11 protein-coding genes are annotated in these 19,223 nt (G+C 72.9%); 3 read left to right on the plus strand and 8 right to left on the minus strand.

All coding sequences use genetic code 11. The annotated features are described in order from the left end of the window. Nucleotides 1–26 precede the first annotated feature (26 nt). A complete protein-coding gene (locus tag J5X86_RS30305) occupies nucleotides 27–1,412 on the minus strand; it encodes an aminopeptidase P family protein (protein WP_208519887.1) in 1,386 nt (461 codons plus the stop codon). Nucleotides 1,413–1,561: 149 nt separating this feature from the next. Between J5X86_RS30305 and J5X86_RS30310 the strand changes: the two genes are divergently transcribed. Beyond that, nucleotides 1,562–3,898 (plus strand): collagenase, encoded by a 2,337-nt coding sequence (locus tag J5X86_RS30310; RefSeq protein WP_208519888.1) that lies wholly within the window; start codon nucleotides 1,562–1,564, stop codon nucleotides 3,896–3,898. A gap of 100 nt (nucleotides 3,899–3,998) precedes the next feature. On the opposite strand, the gene J5X86_RS30315 is transcribed toward J5X86_RS30310, so the two are convergent. The 6 genes from J5X86_RS30315 to manD form a co-directional block, all read right to left on the minus strand. Then, nucleotides 3,999–7,505 (minus strand): phosphodiester glycosidase family protein, encoded by a 3,507-nt coding sequence (locus J5X86_RS30315; RefSeq protein WP_208519889.1) that lies wholly within the window; start codon nucleotides 7,503–7,505, stop codon nucleotides 3,999–4,001. Nucleotides 7,506–7,664: 159 nt separating this feature from the next. Then, complete coding sequence (locus J5X86_RS30320) at nucleotides 7,665–8,087, minus strand: YchJ family protein (protein ID WP_208519890.1); 423 nt, start codon at nucleotides 8,085–8,087, stop codon at nucleotides 7,665–7,667. 116 nt (nucleotides 8,088–8,203) lie between these two features. Then, nucleotides 8,204–9,211, minus strand: coding sequence for an NAD(P)-dependent alcohol dehydrogenase (locus tag J5X86_RS30325; protein ID WP_208519891.1), 1,008 nt, complete (start codon nucleotides 9,209–9,211; stop codon nucleotides 8,204–8,206). A 33-nt stretch (nucleotides 9,212–9,244) separates the two neighbouring features. Beyond that, nucleotides 9,245–10,615: an MFS transporter gene (locus J5X86_RS30330; RefSeq protein ID WP_208519892.1), complete on the minus strand. Its 1,371-nt coding sequence runs from the start codon at nucleotides 10,613–10,615 to the stop codon at nucleotides 9,245–9,247. A 33-nt stretch (nucleotides 10,616–10,648) separates the two neighbouring features. Continuing rightward, the gene (locus J5X86_RS30335) at nucleotides 10,649–12,082 is read right to left on the minus strand and encodes a mannitol dehydrogenase family protein (protein WP_208519893.1); all 1,434 of its coding nucleotides are present in this window, start codon (nucleotides 12,080–12,082) and stop codon (nucleotides 10,649–10,651) included. Beyond that, nucleotides 12,079–13,296 carry a D-mannonate dehydratase ManD gene (manD, locus tag J5X86_RS30340; RefSeq protein ID WP_208519894.1) on the minus strand — a complete coding sequence of 406 codons (1,218 nt, stop codon included), beginning with the start codon at nucleotides 13,294–13,296 and terminating at the stop codon, nucleotides 12,079–12,081. Before manD ends, J5X86_RS30335 begins: the two co-directional genes overlap by 4 nt. Before the next feature lie 138 nt (nucleotides 13,297–13,434). Between manD and J5X86_RS30345 the strand changes: the two genes are divergently transcribed. Beyond that, nucleotides 13,435–14,193, plus strand: coding sequence for a GntR family transcriptional regulator (locus J5X86_RS30345; protein ID WP_107439192.1), 759 nt, complete (start codon nucleotides 13,435–13,437; stop codon nucleotides 14,191–14,193). A gap of 111 nt (nucleotides 14,194–14,304) precedes the next feature. On the opposite strand, the gene J5X86_RS30350 is transcribed toward J5X86_RS30345, so the two are convergent. Then, on the minus strand, nucleotides 14,305–15,504 hold the full coding sequence (locus J5X86_RS30350) for an SGNH/GDSL hydrolase family protein (RefSeq protein WP_208519895.1): 1,200 nt from the start codon (nucleotides 15,502–15,504) through the stop codon (nucleotides 14,305–14,307). A gap of 133 nt (nucleotides 15,505–15,637) precedes the next feature. Here J5X86_RS30350 and J5X86_RS30355 point away from each other — a divergent pair, with 133 nt between their 5' ends. After that, nucleotides 15,638–19,138 (plus strand): BTAD domain-containing putative transcriptional regulator, encoded by a 3,501-nt coding sequence (locus tag J5X86_RS30355; RefSeq protein ID WP_208519896.1) that lies wholly within the window; start codon nucleotides 15,638–15,640, stop codon nucleotides 19,136–19,138. Nucleotides 19,139–19,223 lie beyond the last annotated feature (85 nt).

Raw genomic sequence — 19,223 nt, forward strand, 5'->3', positions numbered from 1 at the left:
GGCCGGCAGTGCGGCGCGACCGCGGATCAGCCGGACGGGGACAGCAGCCGGTCCATCCACTCCTCCACCGCATCGGCCGTGCGGGGCAGGGCCGTTGACATCAGGCGGGCGCCGTCGGCGGTGATCACCAGATCGTCCTCGATGCGCACACCGATCCCGCGCAGTTCGGGCGGCAGGGTCGTGTCGTCGGGCTGGAGGTAGAGGCCCGGTTCGACGGTGAGGACCTGGCCCTCCTCCAGGACGCCGTCCAGGTACTGCTCCGCGCGGGCCCGGGCGCAGTCGTGGACGTCGAGCCCGAGCATATGGCCGGAGCTGCACAGGGTGTAGCGCCGGTGGAGGCCGCTCTCGGCCGTGAGTGCCTGTGCGGCGGGGATGCGCAGTACGCCCCAGTCGGCGAGGCCCTCGGCGAGCACGGTGGAACAGGCCCGGTGGAAGTCGCGGAAGCTCGCGCCCGGTTTGAGGGCGGCGATCCCTGCGTCCTGCGCGGCGAGCACCAGCTCGTAGACCCGGCGCTGGACGGGGGAGAAGCGCCCGGACAGCGGGAGGGTGCGGGTGAGGTCGGCGGTGTACAGCGCGTCGGTCTCCACGCCCGCGTCGAGCAGGAGCAGTTGCCGCGGGTCGAGCGGGCCGTCGTTGCGGGTCCAGTGCAGCACACAGGCGTGGGCGCCGGCGGCGGCGATGGTCTCGTAGCCGGTGCCGTTGCCCTCGGCGCGGGCGCGCAGCTGGAAGACGCCCTCGATCCAGCGTTCGCCGCGGGGGTGCCGCAGTGCCGATGGCAGGGCGCGGACGACATCCTCGAAGCCGGTGGCGGTGTGATCCACGGCCTGCTGGAGCTGGGCCACCTCCCATGGGTCCTTCACCAAGCGCAACTCGCTGAGCGCGGAGGCCAGTTCGGGATCGCGGGAGGCGTCCCTGCCGGGGCCGAGGCGGGCGAGGCCGGCCAGGTGGGCGCAGCGGATGCCGGTCAGCCGCTCGGCCTCGGCCAGGTCGGGGCGGCGGCCGACCCAGAACTCGCCGTACTTGCGGTCCCGGTAGAACTCCCCGCCCTTCTCGCGTGGTGACCGCGGCCGCAGGTACAGCACGGGCTCGCCGTCCGGCTCCAGGACGAGCACGTGACCGGGCTGGTCCTCGCCGGTCAGCCCGGTCAGCCAGGCGTACGCACTGTGCGGGCGGAAGCGGTGGTCGCAGTCGTGGGAGCGGACCTTCAGCTCGCCGGCCGGGATGAGCAGCCGCTCGCCGGGGAAGCGGGCGGCGAGCCGGGCCCGGCGGCCGGTGAGCTGCTCGAAGCCGGGGACCCGGGAGTCATCTGGGGGTGGGGCTGGGGCCCAGCCGTCGGCCATGGAGCGGGCGAGGGCGTCCGATACGGGCAAGTCATGGCTGCCGGTGTGGAGTTGGGCGGCACGTGCGGTCACGGATACCTCCGGTGAAGGAAATCTGGATGACCTTTTCCTGACGCCTTGTCAGTGCAATTTCACATTACTATGTTACAGGTCACACCTCGTGAAGTGAAGGCCATTGCCTCGGGCCCCCACTCACCCCCCACCGCCTCTTGGAGGTTCAGGTGTTACATTCGCGCTCCTCACGCAGACTCCTGCTGGCCGCGACCCTCGTCGCCGCGCTCGTGATGCCGCTCGGGCAGGCCGCCGCGGCCGCGCCCAGGGACCCCGCACCATCCGCCCGTCCGTGGCAGCCGAAGGCGGCACCGAAGCCCCCGCCCCGGCCTGCCGGCAACCCCTTCGACCACGCCCAGCGCCTTGACGCGAAACCGGAGTTCAGCGCACCTCCGGCCCCCGCGCCCGGCTCCGTCACCACCGACGGACGGATACCCGGCCCGCTGTCCGGGCCGGCCACCCCGCACCACGACAAGAAGCCGGCCGTCGCCCCCTGCACCCTGGACGGCATCACCGGGCTGAGCCCTGATCAGCTGGCCGACTTCCTCGCCGACCCCGCGGTCACCGCCGACGGCTGTCTGCGTGGCCTCATCTGGAACTGGGACCCGCGGCTGATCCCCGTCATGTCCGACGCACACGTCCAGACCGTGGCCCGGCGCATCGCCTCCCTCGCCCCCGGCCACGACGGCGAGAACACCAGCCACCTGTACGAGATGTTCACGTACCTGCACGCGGTGGCGTACCACGACTTCTCACACGACGAGATCGACACCACCGACGCCCCCACCGTCAACGCGGTACGCGGCGCGGTCGACGCCTTCGGCGCCGCGGCCCGCACCTTCGACGCCACCCGGGCCAACGCCGACACCCTGCGCGAGGCCCTGATCGGCTGCAGCGGGCCCGGCGGACGCCAGTACCAACTCGGCCTGGTCAAGAAGGTCCTGGCCACCATGGACCCGGAGCACACCGCCACCAACAAGGACCAGTCCTGGGGCAACGCCGCCCTCTCCGCGCTCTCGCTGAACTACCTGGGTGTCTACTCCGGCAACCAGGACAAGGAGTTCCAGGCCGCGGTCGCCGCCGACCCCGGCTACCGTGCCGCCTTCAAGGCGTTCGCCGATTACACCCACCTGAAGGACACCCCCAACGCCTGGGTCGTACGCGACGCCCTCCTCGAGTACGGCCGCTTCGGCGAGATCGACTCCCTCAAGCAGCAGACCATCGCCGATCTCGGAGCGCTGCTGCCCGTCACGGTCAAGAACTTCGGCGAGGGCAGCGCACCCTGGGGCAAGGTCGTCTCCTGGCTCATCACCTTCGAGGCGTGCCGGCCCTACGGCGTCTGCAAGGAGGACATCGAGAAGCGGATCTTCCCGAACACGTACTCCTACGACAACGGCGGCATCAAGGTCCGCACCGCCCTCGACCGCGCCACCGTCGACCAGCTCTACTATGCGTCCAAGCAGGTCAGGGCCCAGTTCCACCGGGTGCTCGGCACCGAGGAGCCGCTCGCCGGCGACCCGAACGCCACCCTCGGCATCGTGCTGTACGCCTCACGCTCCGACTACGAGGTCTACCACCCGATGCTCACTGGCATGTCCACCGACAACGGCGGTGTCTACATCGAGAAGGGTGCGACCTTCTACACGTACCAGCGCCGCGTGCCCCAGGACTCCTCCCTCACCCTGGAAGAGCTCTTCCGGCACGAGTACACCCACTACCTCAACGGCCGGTTCGCCGTCCCCGGCTTCTTCGGCGAGGGCCCCTGGTACGAGGGTGACCGCACGACCGCCATGGACGAGGGCAGCGCCGAGTTCTTCGACGGCTCGACCCGTGACGACGGCATCCGCGTACGCCAGTCCCTGGTCCGTGACATCATCAGCGACACCCAGGGCGGCAGGCCGCGGATGACGATCAACGAGATGCTGCACGCGACCTACGACGGCGGCGGCTTCCGCTTCTACTCCTACGCGGGAACCTTCTTCGAGTTCCTGTGGCGCGACCACCCGGCGAAGCTCCAGGAGATGTACCGGTTCATCCGCGCCGACGACCCCGTCGCCTTCGACAACTGGCGCAACCAGCAGGGCGCGGACACCAACCTCCAGCAGCAGTACAACGCCTTCCTCGACCAACAGATAGCCATCGTCGACGACCTGTTCGTACCGGACACCACGTTCGTCCCCAACCAGGACCTGACGCTCACCGACGCCGCCGGGGCGCAGAGCGCCTTCTCCCAGGCCACCGGCAACCAGCCCGTCTGCAAGGACAACGGCGACGGCGAGCACGGACGGTTCGTCTGCACCGGCGAGATCACCGCGAACCTCAGCGACCCCGGCAGCCTCAACAAGGTCTTCACGGAGATGTCCGAGGCGGTCGACGCCAGCCTGCTCGACCGTTCCAAGCCGGCAGCCGTCGACTTCGGCGATATGAACTGCAGCTTCGGCCGGCCCACCGTCACGGGCAACTCCGGCACCGCGGACTTCAGTTGCGAGGGACCGCTGCGGCGGTGACCTGACTTTCGGTACCGCGCATCCGCACCGAGCAGGTGCGGATGCGCGGGCCGATGTCCCAGTGGGCCAACCGCCGGAATCGTGTTCCGCCGGACAGCCCTCAGGCCGCGGGCGCCGCGGCCGCCGCGGTGACGGTGAACCGCGCCTGCGTGGTGGCGCCGTTCACGCGCACCGCGAGGGTGGCCGTTCCCGGGCGCAGCGCGGTGAGCTTGCCGTCGGCCGGGTCGTACGCCGCCACATCGCGGCGTCCGGCGTCGTCCGGGTCGCCGATGTGGACGTTTGGCGAGCCGGTCCAGTCCGCGCTCAGCGGGAAGCCGACCGGCACCCGCCGGGCGTCGATCCCCTCGCCCTGGAAGACGGTCGCCGTGATGTCGGCGGCCTGCCCGGTGTGCAGGTCGTCCGGGGCGGTGACGGTGAGCCCGTCCACATGGGCGCGGGTCTGCACGGACACCCAGTCCGGGCCGCCCTGCCACGGTGCGTGGCGCGCGGCCGCCTGGTCCCGGGCCGAGACGTGGTCCACGCCGACCATCGACCAGCCGGTGAACCCGCCCTGGTTGGGCGGGGTGGCGGGGTTCTTGCCCGAGTTGCCGTTGATCAGATACGGGACGCCGTCCACCCGTGAGGCGTGGAAGGTGCCGACGTGGCTGCCGATGAACCCCGCGCCCTTGCCCGTCGTGCGGCGGAAGTCGGTCAGCCAGCCCTCCAGCAGCGCCGCCTCCTTGCGGTCGCCGAGCTGGCTGCCCTGCTGCGGGGTGGGGTCACGCGGCGGCACATGCTCGATCACCATCACCGAGCCGACGTCGGGGTCCTTCGCGGCCGCGTCCAGCTGGGCGCGCAACTCCTTGATCTGGTCGAAGCCACCGGCGCGCAGCCCCAGCCGTGAGGTGTCCAGGGTGAGGAAGCGGGTGCCCCGGTGGTCGAACGAGCGGTGGGCGGGCCCGAATTCGCCTGTGAAGTTGTCGATGGAGCCGCCCATCACCTCATGGTTGCCGGGCACGTAGTACCAGGGCAGCTCATCGCCCAGCTCTTCCTTCAGCACGGTGCGGGCGAAGGACAGATCGGCGGGGGAGCCCTCGTCGACCAGGTCCCCGTTGATCACCAGGAAGTCGGGCTTGGCCGCCTTGATCTCCCGCAGGGTGCGGCGGGCCTGGGCGACGATCGGGCTGCCCGGATCGCGGGCCACGAACTGCGCGTCGGACATCACCGCGAACCGCCAGTCGCGCCCCCGCACCTGCGCGGCGGTGGAGATCAGCGGATCGGGGCGCACGCTCTGCGTGGGCAGTTCGACGGAGGGCGGCACCCGCGCCGAGAGGTCGTCGATGACCACACTGCCGGTGTACTGGCGGGTGGCGGAGGTCTCGGCGAGGTAGAAGCGGTTGACCTTCAGCGGATACGCGACCCCGGCCGGCACGGCGAAGTCGACATGTCGCCATCCGGTCCAGGTCACATACGGTCCGCGGAGCAACTGGTCGGAGCCCGCCGCGTCCTTGAGGTGCAGGGTGGGCCACGCCCCCTTGCCGTCGCCCTTGATCCACAGGCCGAAGGACTGCGGCTGCCCGTCCACCTCGATCTGCTGGGGCGGGGTGACATAGGCGGCGCGGGTGGCCGTGGACTGGCTGAAGTCGTAGTCCAGCTTTAGCCCGGTGCCGGTGTGGCCGTCGGGCGTGGCCTCCGCCGAACCGGAGGCGCGGGCCTGGCTGAAGGTCCAGCGATCGGCGTCGTCGAAGGACGCCTCCTGCCGCTCGGTCAGGCCGACGGTGACGGCGAGCACGGTGGTGGCGCCGCCGACGCGGACCTTGACCTGCCCCGCGGCCTGGTCGTGGCGCGCCTTGACGGTGAAGGTGCCCGTCCGGGGGTCCGGGGCGATGTCGAACAGTGCGTGGTCGTACGAGAGCTGTATATCGGAGGGTTCGACGGGGGCGCTGGTGCCGTGCGCGTCCAGGCCGACGATGCCGAACCGGCCCGTGGCCTCGGCGTCGGCCAGGCCGACCAGCCGGTTGGTGGGCTGGATCCGGTCCAGCCGGTCCAGGACGGTGAGGCCGATGTCGCCGTGGGCGGCGCCGCGCCGGGCGGTGACGGTGGTGTCACCGCCGTGGCGGGCGGTGAAGGTGCCGTCGGAGCCGACCCGGCCGATGTGCGAATCGGCCGCCCGCCACTGCGGCGCGCCGTCGGCCGGGCCGTACGTCTCGTCGTAACCGGCGGCGGTGAGGCGGCGGGTGAGCCCGGGGAAGACCCGCTCGGGGTGGCCGCCCCGGACCGGGTCCGCGGTGGGCGCGGACGCGCGGTCCATCGCGGTGTCCACCCAGAAGCCCTTGAGCCGGCCGCTGCCGTCGGGCGCGGTGAGGGCCAGGCCGTTGGGGACGGTGCGCTCGGCGCCGTCGGACGGGCTGTTCTCCACCCGGGCGGTGTCGCTGCCGGGCTCGCGGGCGACGAGCGTGGAGGAGCCGCCGCCGTCGAGGTTGAGCGCGCTGTAGGCGCCCGCGTCCTTCATCATCAGGCCCAGCTCGGTGAGGGTGACCCCGCCGCTGTCGGCCTGCCGCCCGTCCACGGTGAGGATCTGCATGGTGCGGCCGTCGCGGGAGAAGCCGACCGCGGTGCGCGGCGCCGTGGTGTTGTTGCCCTCGCCGTCGTGGCCGACCGGCTTGCCGTCCACGACCAGCAGTTCCCGGCCGCTGAGGGCCGTGCGCGGCAGGTCGCCGTCGTCGGTGCGCGGCCGGTACTCCATCGACACCGCGTCGCCGACGGCCAGTCCGGACAGCTCGTCGGCCCCGGCGTCCCGGCCGAGCAGCACGGTCGCACCGGCCGGGATCGGGCCCTTGCCGGGCGCGGTGGCCGCCTTGGTGACCTTGCCGTCCACGACCGTGACCTCGGCGGTGCGCCGTGCGCCGTCCACGGTCTGGGCGCGGTCCGCCTCGCCCCACCGGGCGGTGTACGCCCCGATCCCGGCGGCCGGGACGTTGGCGGCGTTGAGCGCCGCGAGCGGGTGGGGGCCGTCGGGAAGGGTCAGGGTGCCGTCGAAGTAGAGCTGGAGGACACGGCCCGCGTCGGCCGGGCCGATGCCGACGGCCTGGGCGGGCCCGGCCGCGGAGGCGGAGTTGACGAGGCGGCCGTCGCCGATGCCGTTGCCCTCGGGGGCGCCGGTCTGGTTGATGTCGAAGAAGTCACCGTTGATCGCCGCGACCGTGCGGCGCCCCGGCCCGGCGTCGTGCTCGGCGGCCAGTTGGGACACCGTCCGCCGCTTGGCGACCTGGTCGGGGTGGAGATAGTCGACCTTGGTGCCGCCGGCCAGGTCCACCGACAGCGCGTCGACCCGCAGCCATTTGTCCGACTCCAGCCGGTCGTACGAGGTCAGCTTCACCCCCGGGGCGACCGGCCGCGAGGAGCGGGCGGTCTGCAGCCCGTCGCCGTCGGCCACGGACCGGGTGCCCGGCGCACCGCTGGCGGCGGGCGGCGCGACCGGCCGCAGCATCTCCGCGGAGACCCGCGGCAGGGGTTCGGGCGCCGGGGCGGGGGTGGTGTCGGCGGTGGCCTGGCCGGCGGCGCCCAGCACAAGGGCGGACACCGCGGCCAGGGCCGCCAGAGGTCTGGCGAACGCGACAGGAGGCACGGCAACTCCATGGGGCCAGGGGACTCGCGTGGTTCACACGCACAGCGCCCCAGCATCGCCCCGGAGTTGACCGGGCACCAGAAGGCGTCGGCGACGACACGGGAAACAAATGACCAAGTCGGCGCGGAGGGTGGTCGCGCCGGCCGCTGTGGTGCGGGGTCAGTCGCCGGTCACACCGTCGAGATAGACCCAGTCGCCCTCGTGGCGTACGAAGCGGCTGTTCTCGTGGAGCGAGCCCGTGCGGCCGCCCTGGGTGTAGTGGGCGCGGAACTCGACGGTGCCCGTGGTGTGGAACGCGCTGCCCTCGGTGGTGCCCAGGATCTCCAGGCGCACCCAGCGCAGCCCCGGGTCGAGCCCGGCGCCGGGCGGCCGGGTGGTGGGGTGCCAACTGCGCAGCAGATACGCCTCGTCCCCGACGGCGAAGGCGCTGTAGCGCGAGCGCATCAGCTGCTCGGCGGTGGTCGCACGGGCCTGGCCGCGGTGCAGCCGGCCGCAGCAGTCGTCGTAGGCCGCGGGCAGCCCGCAGGGGCAGGAGGCCGGGGTGAGGCGGGCCGGCCGCGGGCGTCGGGTACGTCGGGACATGATCCCCATTGTGACGGGTGGGACGGACGGGGTGCGGCCCCGGCCCGGACGGCTGCTCAGGGCTCGTCTGTTCGGGCGGCCATGGCTCAAAGTCCGACCGCTTGGACGGCCATGGCTCAGGGCTCGATGACGACCTTGAGCTGTGCGGGGTCGGAGAGCGCCGTCTGGAGCGCGTCCGCCGTACGTTCCAGGGGGAAGCGGGCGGTGACCAGCGACTCGAGGTCGATCCGTCCGGTGGCGGCCAGGGACACCGCCGCGGGGAACTCCCCGGCGTAGCGGAAGGCGGTGACCAGGGTGAGCTCCTGACGCTGCATCCAGGCCAGCGGCAGCGTGGTGCGGGGCTGGGGCGGGTTGCCGACGGCGACCACGGTGCCGCCGGGGCGTACCGCGTGCGCGGCAGCCGCCAGGGCGGACTCGATACCGGAGCAGTCGAGCGCGATATCGAACACCGGATCCTGGGGGAGGGGCTCACGGGAGGTGTCCAGGGCGCGGTCGGCGCCCAGGCGGCGGGCGTGGGCCAGCCGGCCGGGGTTGACGTCGGTCACCACGGTCTCCCCCGCCCCCACGGCGCGGGCGGCCTGGAGGACCAGCAGGCCGATCGGTCCGGCACCGGTGATCAGCACCCGGTCCCCGGCCGCGACATGGCCGCGGCGCACCGCGTGCAGGGCGACCGCGAGGGGTTCGATGAGCGCCCCGGAGGTGAGGGGGAAGCCGTCGGGGAGCGGATGGGCGAACTCCGCGGGCACGGCCAGATGCCCGGTCAGGGCGCCGTCGGTGGGCGGGGAGCCGAAGCAGCGGCCGTGGGGGCACTGGTTGTAGCGGCCCGCGCGGCAGGCGCGGCAGCGTCCGCACGGGATGGCGGGCTCGATCGCGACCCGGGTGCCCGCGGGCAGGGGGCCGTCGCCCGCCACGACCGTTCCGGCCGCCTCGTGGCCGAGCGCGGTGGGGGAGCGCAGCACATTGGGGCCGTTCTCGCCGTGGGCGTAGTAGTGCAGGTCGGAGCCGCACAGCCCCACCGCGCCGATCTCCACGAGAACCTCGCCGGAGGCCGGTTGGGGAATCGGGCGCCGCTCGATGCGCACGTCCTTGGGGCCGTGCAGGATCGCGGCGGTGGCGTCGTTCATATCGGGGTGGTTCTCCTCGTACATGAGTGGGGCTCAGGCGGCGGACAGCCGCAGCGGTTCGACGCGCTGGATGACCAGGCCGTAGGTGAGGGCGCCGATCACGCACAGCGCGCCGGACAGCATCAGCGGTGCGACGAAGGAGTGGTTGAAAGCGCCCAGCAGCAGCCCGGTGGTGGTCGAGCCGAGCACCCCGGCCAGGTTGGACGCGAAGTTCTGAATGCCGCCGAGCGAGGCGACATGGCGCGGGGTGGGTGCGACGTCGGCGGGCAGGCTGGCCACCGAGGCGGCGGAGAAGGCCAGGCTCGCGTAGCTGACGGACAGCAGTGCCAGGGCCCCCGTGGCGCTGGGGACGAGCACCGCGAAGGCGATGACCGAGGAGAAGAGCATCCCGCACACCAGACAGGTCTTACGGGCCCGGGTCACCGACCAGCCGCGGCGCAGCAGCGTGTCGCTGGTCCAGCCGCCGAGCAGACTGCCGCCGATGGCGACGACGCCGGGCAGGGCGCCGTAGAAGCCCAGCTTGAGCAGGTCGAAGCCGCGGGCGTCGACGAGGTAGCTGGGGAACCAGGTGATGAAGAAGTAGATGACGTAGTTGAGGCAGAAGAAGCCGATCATCATGCCCCAGACCGTGCGGTACCGGAACAGGTCGCGCCAGCGGACGGCGGGCTCCTCCGGCGCCGTCTCCTCGGCGGGGTTCTCCTCGAGCCGGGCGCCGCCCGCGGTGACGTACGCGCGCTCCTCGGCGCTGAGCCCGTCGCGCGCCGTGGGCTCGCGGTATGCCTTCAGCCACAGCGCGACCCACAGCAGACCGGCCGCGCCGGTGACCCAGAACGCCATCCGCCAGCCCTGCCAGGCGATCAGCGCGGTCACCACCGGGGCGGCGACGGCGGTGCCGGCGCGGGCGCCGTTGTCCCAGACGCTGTTGGCCAGCGCCCGTTCGCGGACCGGGAACCAGCGGGAGACGGACTTGGCGCACGAGGGGTAGGCCGGGGCCTCGCCCGCGCCGAGGGCGAGGCGGGCGAACAGCAGGCTGCCGATGCCCCGGACGAAGCCGGTGCCCACGGTGACCAGGGACCAGAGCAGCCCGCCGATGGCGAACATGCGCTTCTCGCCGTAGCGGTCGATCAGTGCCCCGGCGGGCAGTTGGCCCAGCGCGTAGGTCACGAAGAACATGCTGAGGATGACGCCCTGCCATTCGGGGCCGATGTGCAGGTCATCGGTCATATAGGGCAGGGAGAGGGAGATGGTGGCGCGGTCGACGTAGTTGACGGTCATGCCCAGGAAACAGAGGAAGACCATCAGCCAGCGGGTGTTGTGCCGCAGACCGCGTGGGCGCGGTGGCGCGGGGCTGGCCCCGTCCTGGGATGGCGTGTCGGTGGCGGGGGCGACTCTGGGCGTCTTCAAGGCGGCTCTCCTTTGAAGGGGCGGTGCGTGCGGTCAGCGCGGCGGCCGGGCGCTGGAGTCCAGCTCCGCCCGTACGGACGCGACGAGGGCGGTGTCGTCCGCGAGGTCCTCGGCGCCCAGCAGCCGCAGCAGCCGGCGCGGGGCCTCGGAGTGCGGGCCGTCCCAGGCCCGGCGCAGCTCCTCGGCGCGCGGATCGTCCAGGGGGTGGTCCCGGGTGCGGCGGGCCCAGGCGGCGAGGGCCGCGGCTAGGAAGGGGGTGTCCCGTCCGGCGGCGCGCAGTTCGCGCAGCGGGGCGAGCCACCGTTCGGGGATCTTCTGGGATCCGTCCATGGCGATCTGCTGGATGCGATGGTGCATCGCGGGGTTGGCGAAGCGGTCCACCAGGCTGTCGATGTAGGCGGGGAGGTCCAGCCCCTCGGTGGGCGGCAGGCTCTGCGCGGCCTCGGCGCAGTAGGCGCGTACGGTCTCCTCGCCCCAGGGGGTGGCCAGGACATCGGCGACGGTCTCGCATCCGGCGGCCAGGCCGAGATAGGCGATGAGCGAGTGGGAGCCGTTGAGCAGCCGGAGCTTGGCGAGCTGGTAGGGGGCGACGTCCGCGACGAAGCGCACCCCCGCCTCCTCCCAGCGCGGGCGGTCGGCGGCGAAGATGTCCTGGAGGACCCACTGGGTGAACGGTTCGCCGGTCACCGCGCCCTGGTCGGCCACGGTCAGCGCGCGGGCGGCGGCCTGCCGGTCGGCGTCGGTGGTGGCGGGGACGATGCGGTCGACGACGGTGGCGGGGAAGGCGACCGAGCCGGTGATCCAGTCCAGCAGGCGGTCACGGTCCTCCCACGCGGTCGCGGCGATGAACTCCCGCACCAGGCGGCGCAGTACGGCGCCGTTGTCGGCCATGTTGTCGCAGGACACCAGCGACACCGGGGCGCCGCCGGCCCGCAGCCGGGCGCGCAGCCCCGCCGCGAGCTGCCCGGCCACGCTCGCGGGTGCGGGCCGTCCCTCCAGATCGCCCCGGACGAGCGGGTCCTCCAGGGCGAGTCCGCCGGTGGCGGCGTCGCGCCGGTAGCCCTTCTCGGTGACGGTGAGGGTGACGACGGTGACCTCGGGGGAGGCGAGGAGCGCGCCGAGCCGGGCGCCGTCGTCGGCGGCCTGCAGCACCTCGGTCACGGTGCCGACCACGTGGGTGGCCGGGCCGTCGGGGCGCCGCTCGGTGAAGGAGTACAGCCCGTCCTGCGGGCGCAGCGCGTCCACGACGGCCCGGCTGCGCTGGGTGACACCGGCGATGCCCCAGCCGCCGCCGTGCGCCGCCTCGGCGGCTTGTGTGTAGAGGGCCTGGTGGGCGCGGTGGAAGGCGCCGATGCCCAGATGCACGATCCGGGGGCGCAGCGCCCGCGGGTCGATCGGCGGGCGGCTCTCCGCGGGGACGGCGGGCAGGGTGGCCAGGGACAGGCGCCGCGTGGGGTTGGCGCTCACCAGTCGTGCACCGACCCGTCGGTACGGCGGCTCACCGGAAGGTACTTCGGGTCGTACGGGAAGCGGGCGGCCGCCTCCTCGTCGAACTCGATGCCCAGGCCGGGCGCGGCCGAGGGGTGCAGCGCGCCGTCGCGCAGCTCGTAGGTCGGCCGGAACACCTCATGGGTGAGCGGGTCGTGCGCCATGTACTCCTGGATGCCGAAGTTGGGCACGGTGACATCGAGGTGGACGGCGGCGGACATGCTCACCGGCGACAGGTCGGTGGCGCCGTGCGAGCCGGTGCGCACCTGGTACAGCTCGGCGAGGTGGAAGATCCGCCGCAGATGGGTGATGCCGCCGGCGTGTACGACCGAGGCGCGGATGTAGTCGATGAGCCGCTCGGTGATGAGCTGCTGGCAGTCCCAGATGGAGTTGAAGACCTCGCCGACCGCGATCGGGGTGGTGGTGGAATGGCGGATCTGGCGGAAGGACTCCTGGAGCTCGGCGGGGGTGGGGTCCTCCATCCAGAACAGCCGCAGCTCCTCCAGGCTGCGGCCGAGCCGCCCCGCTTCGGTGGGGGTGAGCCGGTGGTGGACGTCGTGCAGCAGATGGAAGCCGAAGCCGAACCGCTCGCGGACGGCCTCCAGATAGCGCGGCGCGAAGTCCAGATATGCCTCGGTGGACCAGGGCTGTTCCTCGGGCAGCGCGCCGGTGGCGGGCTCGTAGACGGTGGCGACCGTGCCGTGGCGGATGCCGTAGGTCCCCGGGGAGCCGGGGACGGCGGCCTGGGCGCGGATCGCGCGGTAGCCCATCTCCTGGAAGCGGGCGACGTCCTCCAGCAGCTCGGGGACGTCGCCGCCGCTGGCGTGGCCGTAGACCATGGCGCCCTCGCGGGCCTTGCCGCCCAGCAGGTCGTACACCGGAAGACCCGCGACCTTGCCCTTGATGTCCCACAGCGCGGTGTCCACGGCCGAGATGGCGGTCATGGTCACCGGGCCGCGGCGCCAGTAGGCCCCCTTGTAGAGGTAGTGCCAGGTGTCCTCGATCCGGGCGGGGTCGCGGCCGATCAGCAGCGGTACGAGGTGGTCCTCCAGGTAGGAGGCGACCGCGAGTTCGCGGCCGTTGAGGGTCGCGTCACCGAGACCGGTCACGCCGTCGGAGGTGGTCACCTTCAGGGTCACGAAATTGCGACCCGGCGAGGTGACGATGACCTTGGCCTCCGTGATCGTGGCCATACGCATGTGCTCCTCACTGAGCGGGCTCCCGGGGGCTCCGGGGGGCTCCCGTGGAGCTCCGGGGGTGGAGTCCGGGCTGTCGGTCGGCTACCATACAAGTACGTCAGTGAGGCGAGTCAAGGGTTCGGAAGGGGTCGGATGGCACCGGCGGAAGGACTGCACACGGCACGCTCCCGGGGGCGCAACACCCGGCAACTGGTCCATGAGCTGCTGCGTTCGCGCATCGTCGGCCTGGAGCTGGAGCCCGGCTCCGCCGTCTCGGAGAACGATCTGGCGGCCGAACTCGGGGTGAGCCGCACCCCCGTCCGCGAGTCCCTGATCCTGCTCGCCGACGAGGGACTGGTCGACATCTATCCCCAGATGGGGACGTTCATCTCGCGCATCCGGGAGCGCGATGTCGCCTCCGCCCAGTTCATCCGGGAGGCGCTGGAGTGCGCCGCGCTGCGGGAGGCCGTGGAGAAGGCCACCGCGCGGGATGTGGCGGAGCTGCGGGTGCTGCTCACCGCGCAGGAGGAGGCCGACCGCCAGTCCGATATGCAGGGCTTCTTCCAGCTGGACGAGGAGTTCCACGCCCGGCTGATGGCCGTCAGCGGACACGCCTCGGCCTGGCCGGTCGTCAGCCAGGCCAAGGCACAGCTGGACCGGGCCCGCAGGCTGTCACTGCCCATGACCCAGCAGATGTCCCTGCTCATCGGCCAGCACCGCGAGGTGGTCGACCTGCTGGAGGAGGGCGATCTGGACCGGGCCGACGGGGCGCTGCGCTCCCATCTGCGGCTGGTCTTCAGCGATGTGGAGAAGATCCGCGCCAAGCACCCGGAGCTCTTCAGCGACGAGGACGCCCCCCTCAGGCCGCGCCGCGACAGCGCCCGGCGCACCGCCTCCCGGGGAGACGGCTGACCTGGCCGGGGGTGACCCGCTCGTCCCCACATGATCATTGGGGTCGCGCCGGAACCGCCGGAACACCGAAGCGTTCCGGCGGCAGACCGGCCGACTCACAGACCGGCCGACTCAGCTGAACAGCGACAGGTCTATGCAGTCGGCCAGGGCCCGGTAACCCGCATCGCTGCCGTGCAGATGGTCGCCGACATGGAAGTCCTCCCTGATCCGGCTGGGGCGGGCCGGGTCGCGCCAGACGGCGTCGAAGTCCAGCACGGTGTCGAAGGCGCCACTGGTGCGGATCCATTCGTTGACCGCCTGGCGTGCGCTCTCGCCCTCCGGTGTGTAGACCTCCGCGCCCTCGTAGGGCGCGATCGTCGTGGCATAGACCCTCACGCCGTGGTCATGCGCCCGGGCGATCAGCTGGCGGTAGCCCGCGATGACGTCGTCCGTCGTCACCGGCGCCCCGGGGAACACCTTCAGGAAATCGGCCAGGGGGCCGTCGCCGTCCCGTGGGGCGAAGGAGATGGCGAGGTCGTTGCCGCCCACGGAGAGCACCACGCAACCGAGGCCGGGCGTCGCCAGCACATCCCGGTCGAAGCGGGCCGCGGCGGCGACCCCGATGCCGTTGTTGAGCATCCGGTTGCCGCTGATTCCCTGGTTGGAAACGTAGCCGGTGGCCACGCCCCGCTCGGCGAGACGCTCGGCCAGCAGCTCCGGCCAGCTGCGGTTGGTGTCCGGGGTCGACCCGACGCCGTCGGTGCGGGAGTCACCCACCACGACGATGGCCTTGGCAGGGGCGTCGGGAAGCAGCTCGACGGCGGAGATCAGGGCCCGCACCGGCAGAACCTCGGCGTTCTCCGGCAGGGCGGGGGAGGCAACGGCGTCGCCCGGAATCGTCCAGCCGGTCTCCAGGGCGGGGTCGTGGCAGGTGCAGGTCTCCACGCGCCCTGGCAGATAGAGGCTGATGGACAGCTTGGCGAGGGCGGGCAGCCGCAGGTCGACCGGATCGCTGAGGAGCGGCGCGCCCGCCGGGACGGTGACGGCCGGCGCGCCGGAGAAGGTCAGCACGTGCTCGCTGCCCGGCCGCACCCCGCCACCGGGCGCCGCGAGGCCCACCCGCGCCGCGCCGATGGTGAAGGGCGCGGTCCCGAACTCGTTGGTGAAACGGATGCGCACCCGGCGCCCGCCCCCGCTGACGCGCACCACCTGGCGCAGGGTCACGTCGGCGAGGGGCGGGCAGTCGTTGAGCGAGCCGAGCCCGTCGTGGGCCGCCTGGGGCGAGGCGCCCCAGCTCCGGACCCAGTTGCCGGCGTTGTTTGTGGCGGTCATCTGTTGTCTCCATTGCTCGTGATGGTGGTGCGGCATGAGGAGACTGAGGCGGGTCGCTCACAGGGGGCTCACACGGCGCTGACACGGGCGCCCTGATTTGGGGCCTTGCGGGTGGGCGCGCGAAGATCGGGGAATGGAGAGGGGCGCACGGCTTCGCGTCACGCTGCTCGGCCCGTTTCAGGTGTCGCGCGGTGACACCGTGCTGACCGTTTCGGGCGCGCGGTTGCAGGGCTTGCTGGTCCGGCTGGCGCTCGCCGGTGGCCACGCGGTCGAGCCCGGCGTGCTGGTCGACGCGATCTGGGCCGAGGAGCCGCCGTCCGGCCCCGCCCACGCCCTGCAGGCCCTCGTCTCCCGGCTGCGCCGCGCCCTCACCCCGACCGACCCGGCCCGTGGCGTGGTCGCGCAGGTCATGGGCGGCTACCGGCTGGCGGTGGACGCGGCCGACGTGGACGCGCTGCGCTTCGAGCGGCTCACCGCTGCCGGTCGGGAGGGGCTGCGGGCAGGTGACCCGGAGGCCGCGGTCGCCGCGCTGTCCAAGGCCGTGGCGTTGTGGGGCGACCATCCTGGTGCCGAACCCGCGGTCATCGCCGCTGTCGCGCCCACGGTCGCGACCCGGCTGGCGCAGGTGTCGATCGAGGCGGTCGCCGATCTCGCCGACGCCGAGTTGTCGCTGGGGCGGGCCGAGTTGGCCGCCGCCCGGCTGACCGGGTTGCTGGCCGAACAGACGGTCAACGAGCGGGCGGCCGCATTGCTGATGGACGCGCTCGCCGCGCAAGGGCGTCAGGCCGAGGCGCTCGCGGTCTACGAGCGGGTCCGCGAGACGCTGGCCGACGCCCTCGGCGCCGACCCGGGCACCGCCCTGCGGGAACGCCATCTGCGCCTGCTGCGCCCCGGCCGGCCCCTCCTGGTGCCGGACGCCTGCGCTGGAGGCGCTCCGGCCGGGAGCCCGGCGGCTTCCAGTGCCCCGGCCGGGAGTGCGGTGAGTTCGAGGGCCTCGGTTCCGACGGCAGAGGCGACCGCCCGGGCCACCAGCGCGACGGAAGCGAGCGCGGCGGGCATGAGCGCGGCAGGCATGAGCCCGGCGGGCGCGAACGCCGAGGTCGGGAGCCCTGCGGCCGCAACCGGACGGAATGCCGGGGGACAGGCGGGGGGACGGGCGGCCACCGAACCCGATCGGATCCGGCCGACCAACCTGCCCGCGCCGCTGACCAGCTTCATCGGCCGCGACGACGACCTCACCCGCATCGGCACCCTGCTCACCACCGGACGCCTGGTCACCGTCCTCGGTCCCGGCGGCGCCGGGAAGACCCGGCTCGCGCTGGAGGCCGCCCGCCGGCACCACCACGCATGGCGCGACGGCGCCTGGCTCATCGACCTCGTGTCCGTCACCGAACCGGCGAAGATCGCCACGGCAGTGCTCACCGGGACCGGGCTGCGGGGCGGCGCGATGCTCGACGCCCGCAAGCGGATCGAGGGTGATGAGCTGCATGTCCTCGTCGGCGAGCTCGGCGGCCGGGAGAGCCTGCTGCTGGTCGACAACTGTGAGCACCTGATCGACGCCGTGGCCCGCCTCGTCTCGGCGCTGTTGCCCCGCTGCCCCGGGCTGCGCGTGCTCGCCACCAGCCGCGAACCCCTCGCGGTCGACGGCGAGGCGCTCGTGCCGCTGGCCCCGCTCGCGCTGCCCGACCCGGACGACGGCGTCGAACAGGCCCGAAGGGCGGCCTCGGTGCGCCTGTTCACCGAGCGGGCCGCCGCCGTGCGACCCGGTTTCGACGTCGACGAGACCTCGCTGCCCGACATAGTGCGCGTGGTGCGCGGGCTGGACGGTCTGCCGCTGGCCCTCGAGCTGGCCGCCGCCCGGTTGCGGACGCTGTCACTGCCCGACCTGGCCGATGGACTCTCCGACCGGTTCCGGCTGCTCACCACCGGCAGCCGCACCGCACCACCCCGGCACCGCACCCTGCGCGCGGTCATCGCCTGGAGCTGGGAGCTGCTGGGCGAGCACGAACGCACCGTCGCGGAACGGATCTCCATCCTGCCCGGTGGCGTCACCCCCGCCTCGGCCACCGCCGTCTGCGCCGGCACCACCGTGCCCACAGCCGACATCCCCGATCTGCTCGCCACGCTCGTCGACCGCTCACTGCTGCAGCTCGCGCCCGCCACCGGCCGCTACCGCATGCTCGAAACCATCCGCGAGTACGGCGCCGACCGCCTGACCGACACCGGCGACCTCGGCACGGCCCGCGATCTGGCCGCCGCCCACTTCACGCAGATGATGTCCCGTCAGGACCCGCTGCTGCGCGGGCCCGGCCAGCTGATGGCCATGAAGGTCATCGGCGCCGAGTACGACAACACGCTCGCCGCCCTGCGCCACCTGTGCGCCGCCCGCGACTCCCACGGCGCGACCACTCTCGCCCTGACCCTGATCTGGTACTGGCAGATGTTCGGCCGCCACTCCGACGCCGCCTACTGGCTGGGCGAGGTGCTGGCGGCGACCGGCGGCGGGCCGACGCCCGAGCGCGACTGCGTCCGAGCCGCCTACCTGCTCAACCGGGCGGACATCCTGTCGGGGATCACCGCCGGGGAAGCCGCGGACGACCGGACGGAGATGCGCGAGCTGGCCGACCGGCTGCTCGCGCATCCGGAGCTGCCGAGCCACTACCGCGTGTTCGGCCCGGTCCTGCTCTTCCTGCAGAAGGAGGAGGCCGCGCTGGCGATCTTCCAGCGCCTGGCCGACGGCGACGACGTGTGGCTGTCCGGGCTGGCCCATATGTTCCAGGCCGAGATCGCCGAGAACGCGGGCGCGCTGATGCGGATGCGTGTCCATGTGAAGGCGGCCCTGGCCCGCTTCCGGCAGGCCGGCGACCGCTGGGGCCGGGCCGCCACGCTGCCGATGAGCGCCCACTTGCGGCGATACGACGACCTCGACGGCGCGCTGGCCGACCTGCGCGAGGCCCGGACGCTGGCGGGCGAGTTCGGCTCGCTCAGCCTCGGCGACCAGCTCTACAGCGACCTGCGCTGGATCGACGTGCACCTGCGGCGCGGCGACACCGACCGGGCGATGGCGGTGATCGACTCCGCCCGGGAGCGGGCGCTGCACGCGTCCTCGGCGGACATGCTGGTCCTGGTCGACGTGTGCGAGGCCGACTTCCGGGTGCGGCTCGGCGACCTGGACAGAGCGGGCGACCTGATCGACGCCGCCGAACGGGGTCTGCTCGACGAGACCGCGTTCGCCACGGACCACGTCCGGACGCTGGTCGGCGGCGCACGGGCCGCGCTCTGCCTGGCGCTGGGCGACCTGCCCGGCGTGGACAAGGCGCTGCGCGAGGCGTACGCGGCCGCGCTGGCGACCCGGGATCTGCCGATCCTGTCGCTGGTGACGGTGAACACGGCCGCGCTCGCCGAGACGCGCGGGCGGCAGCACGAGTCGGCCGTACTACTCGGGGCCGCCGCCCGGCTCCGCGGCACGCATGACCACACCGATCCGCAGGTCCGCGAGCTCACCCGCCGGGGTGAGGCCGCGCTGGGCGGCGAGGAGTTCGCCGCGGCGTACGCGAAAGGCTGGGAGCTGGACGGGAAGACGGCCGTGGCCGTGGCCGACCCGGCCCGGCTGTCCGGCACCGTCGACGGATAGCCGATCAGTCGGCTTGCCGCCGGGCCGTCGCCCGCACCACCGCGCCCCGGCCCGGATTCACCGCAGGGTGGCGGGCGATCCGTTG

It is taken from the genome of Streptomyces sp. NEAU-YJ-81, assembly GCF_017592595.1.
Taxonomy (GTDB): Bacteria; Actinomycetota; Actinomycetes; order Streptomycetales; family Streptomycetaceae; genus Streptomyces; species Streptomyces hygroscopicus_B.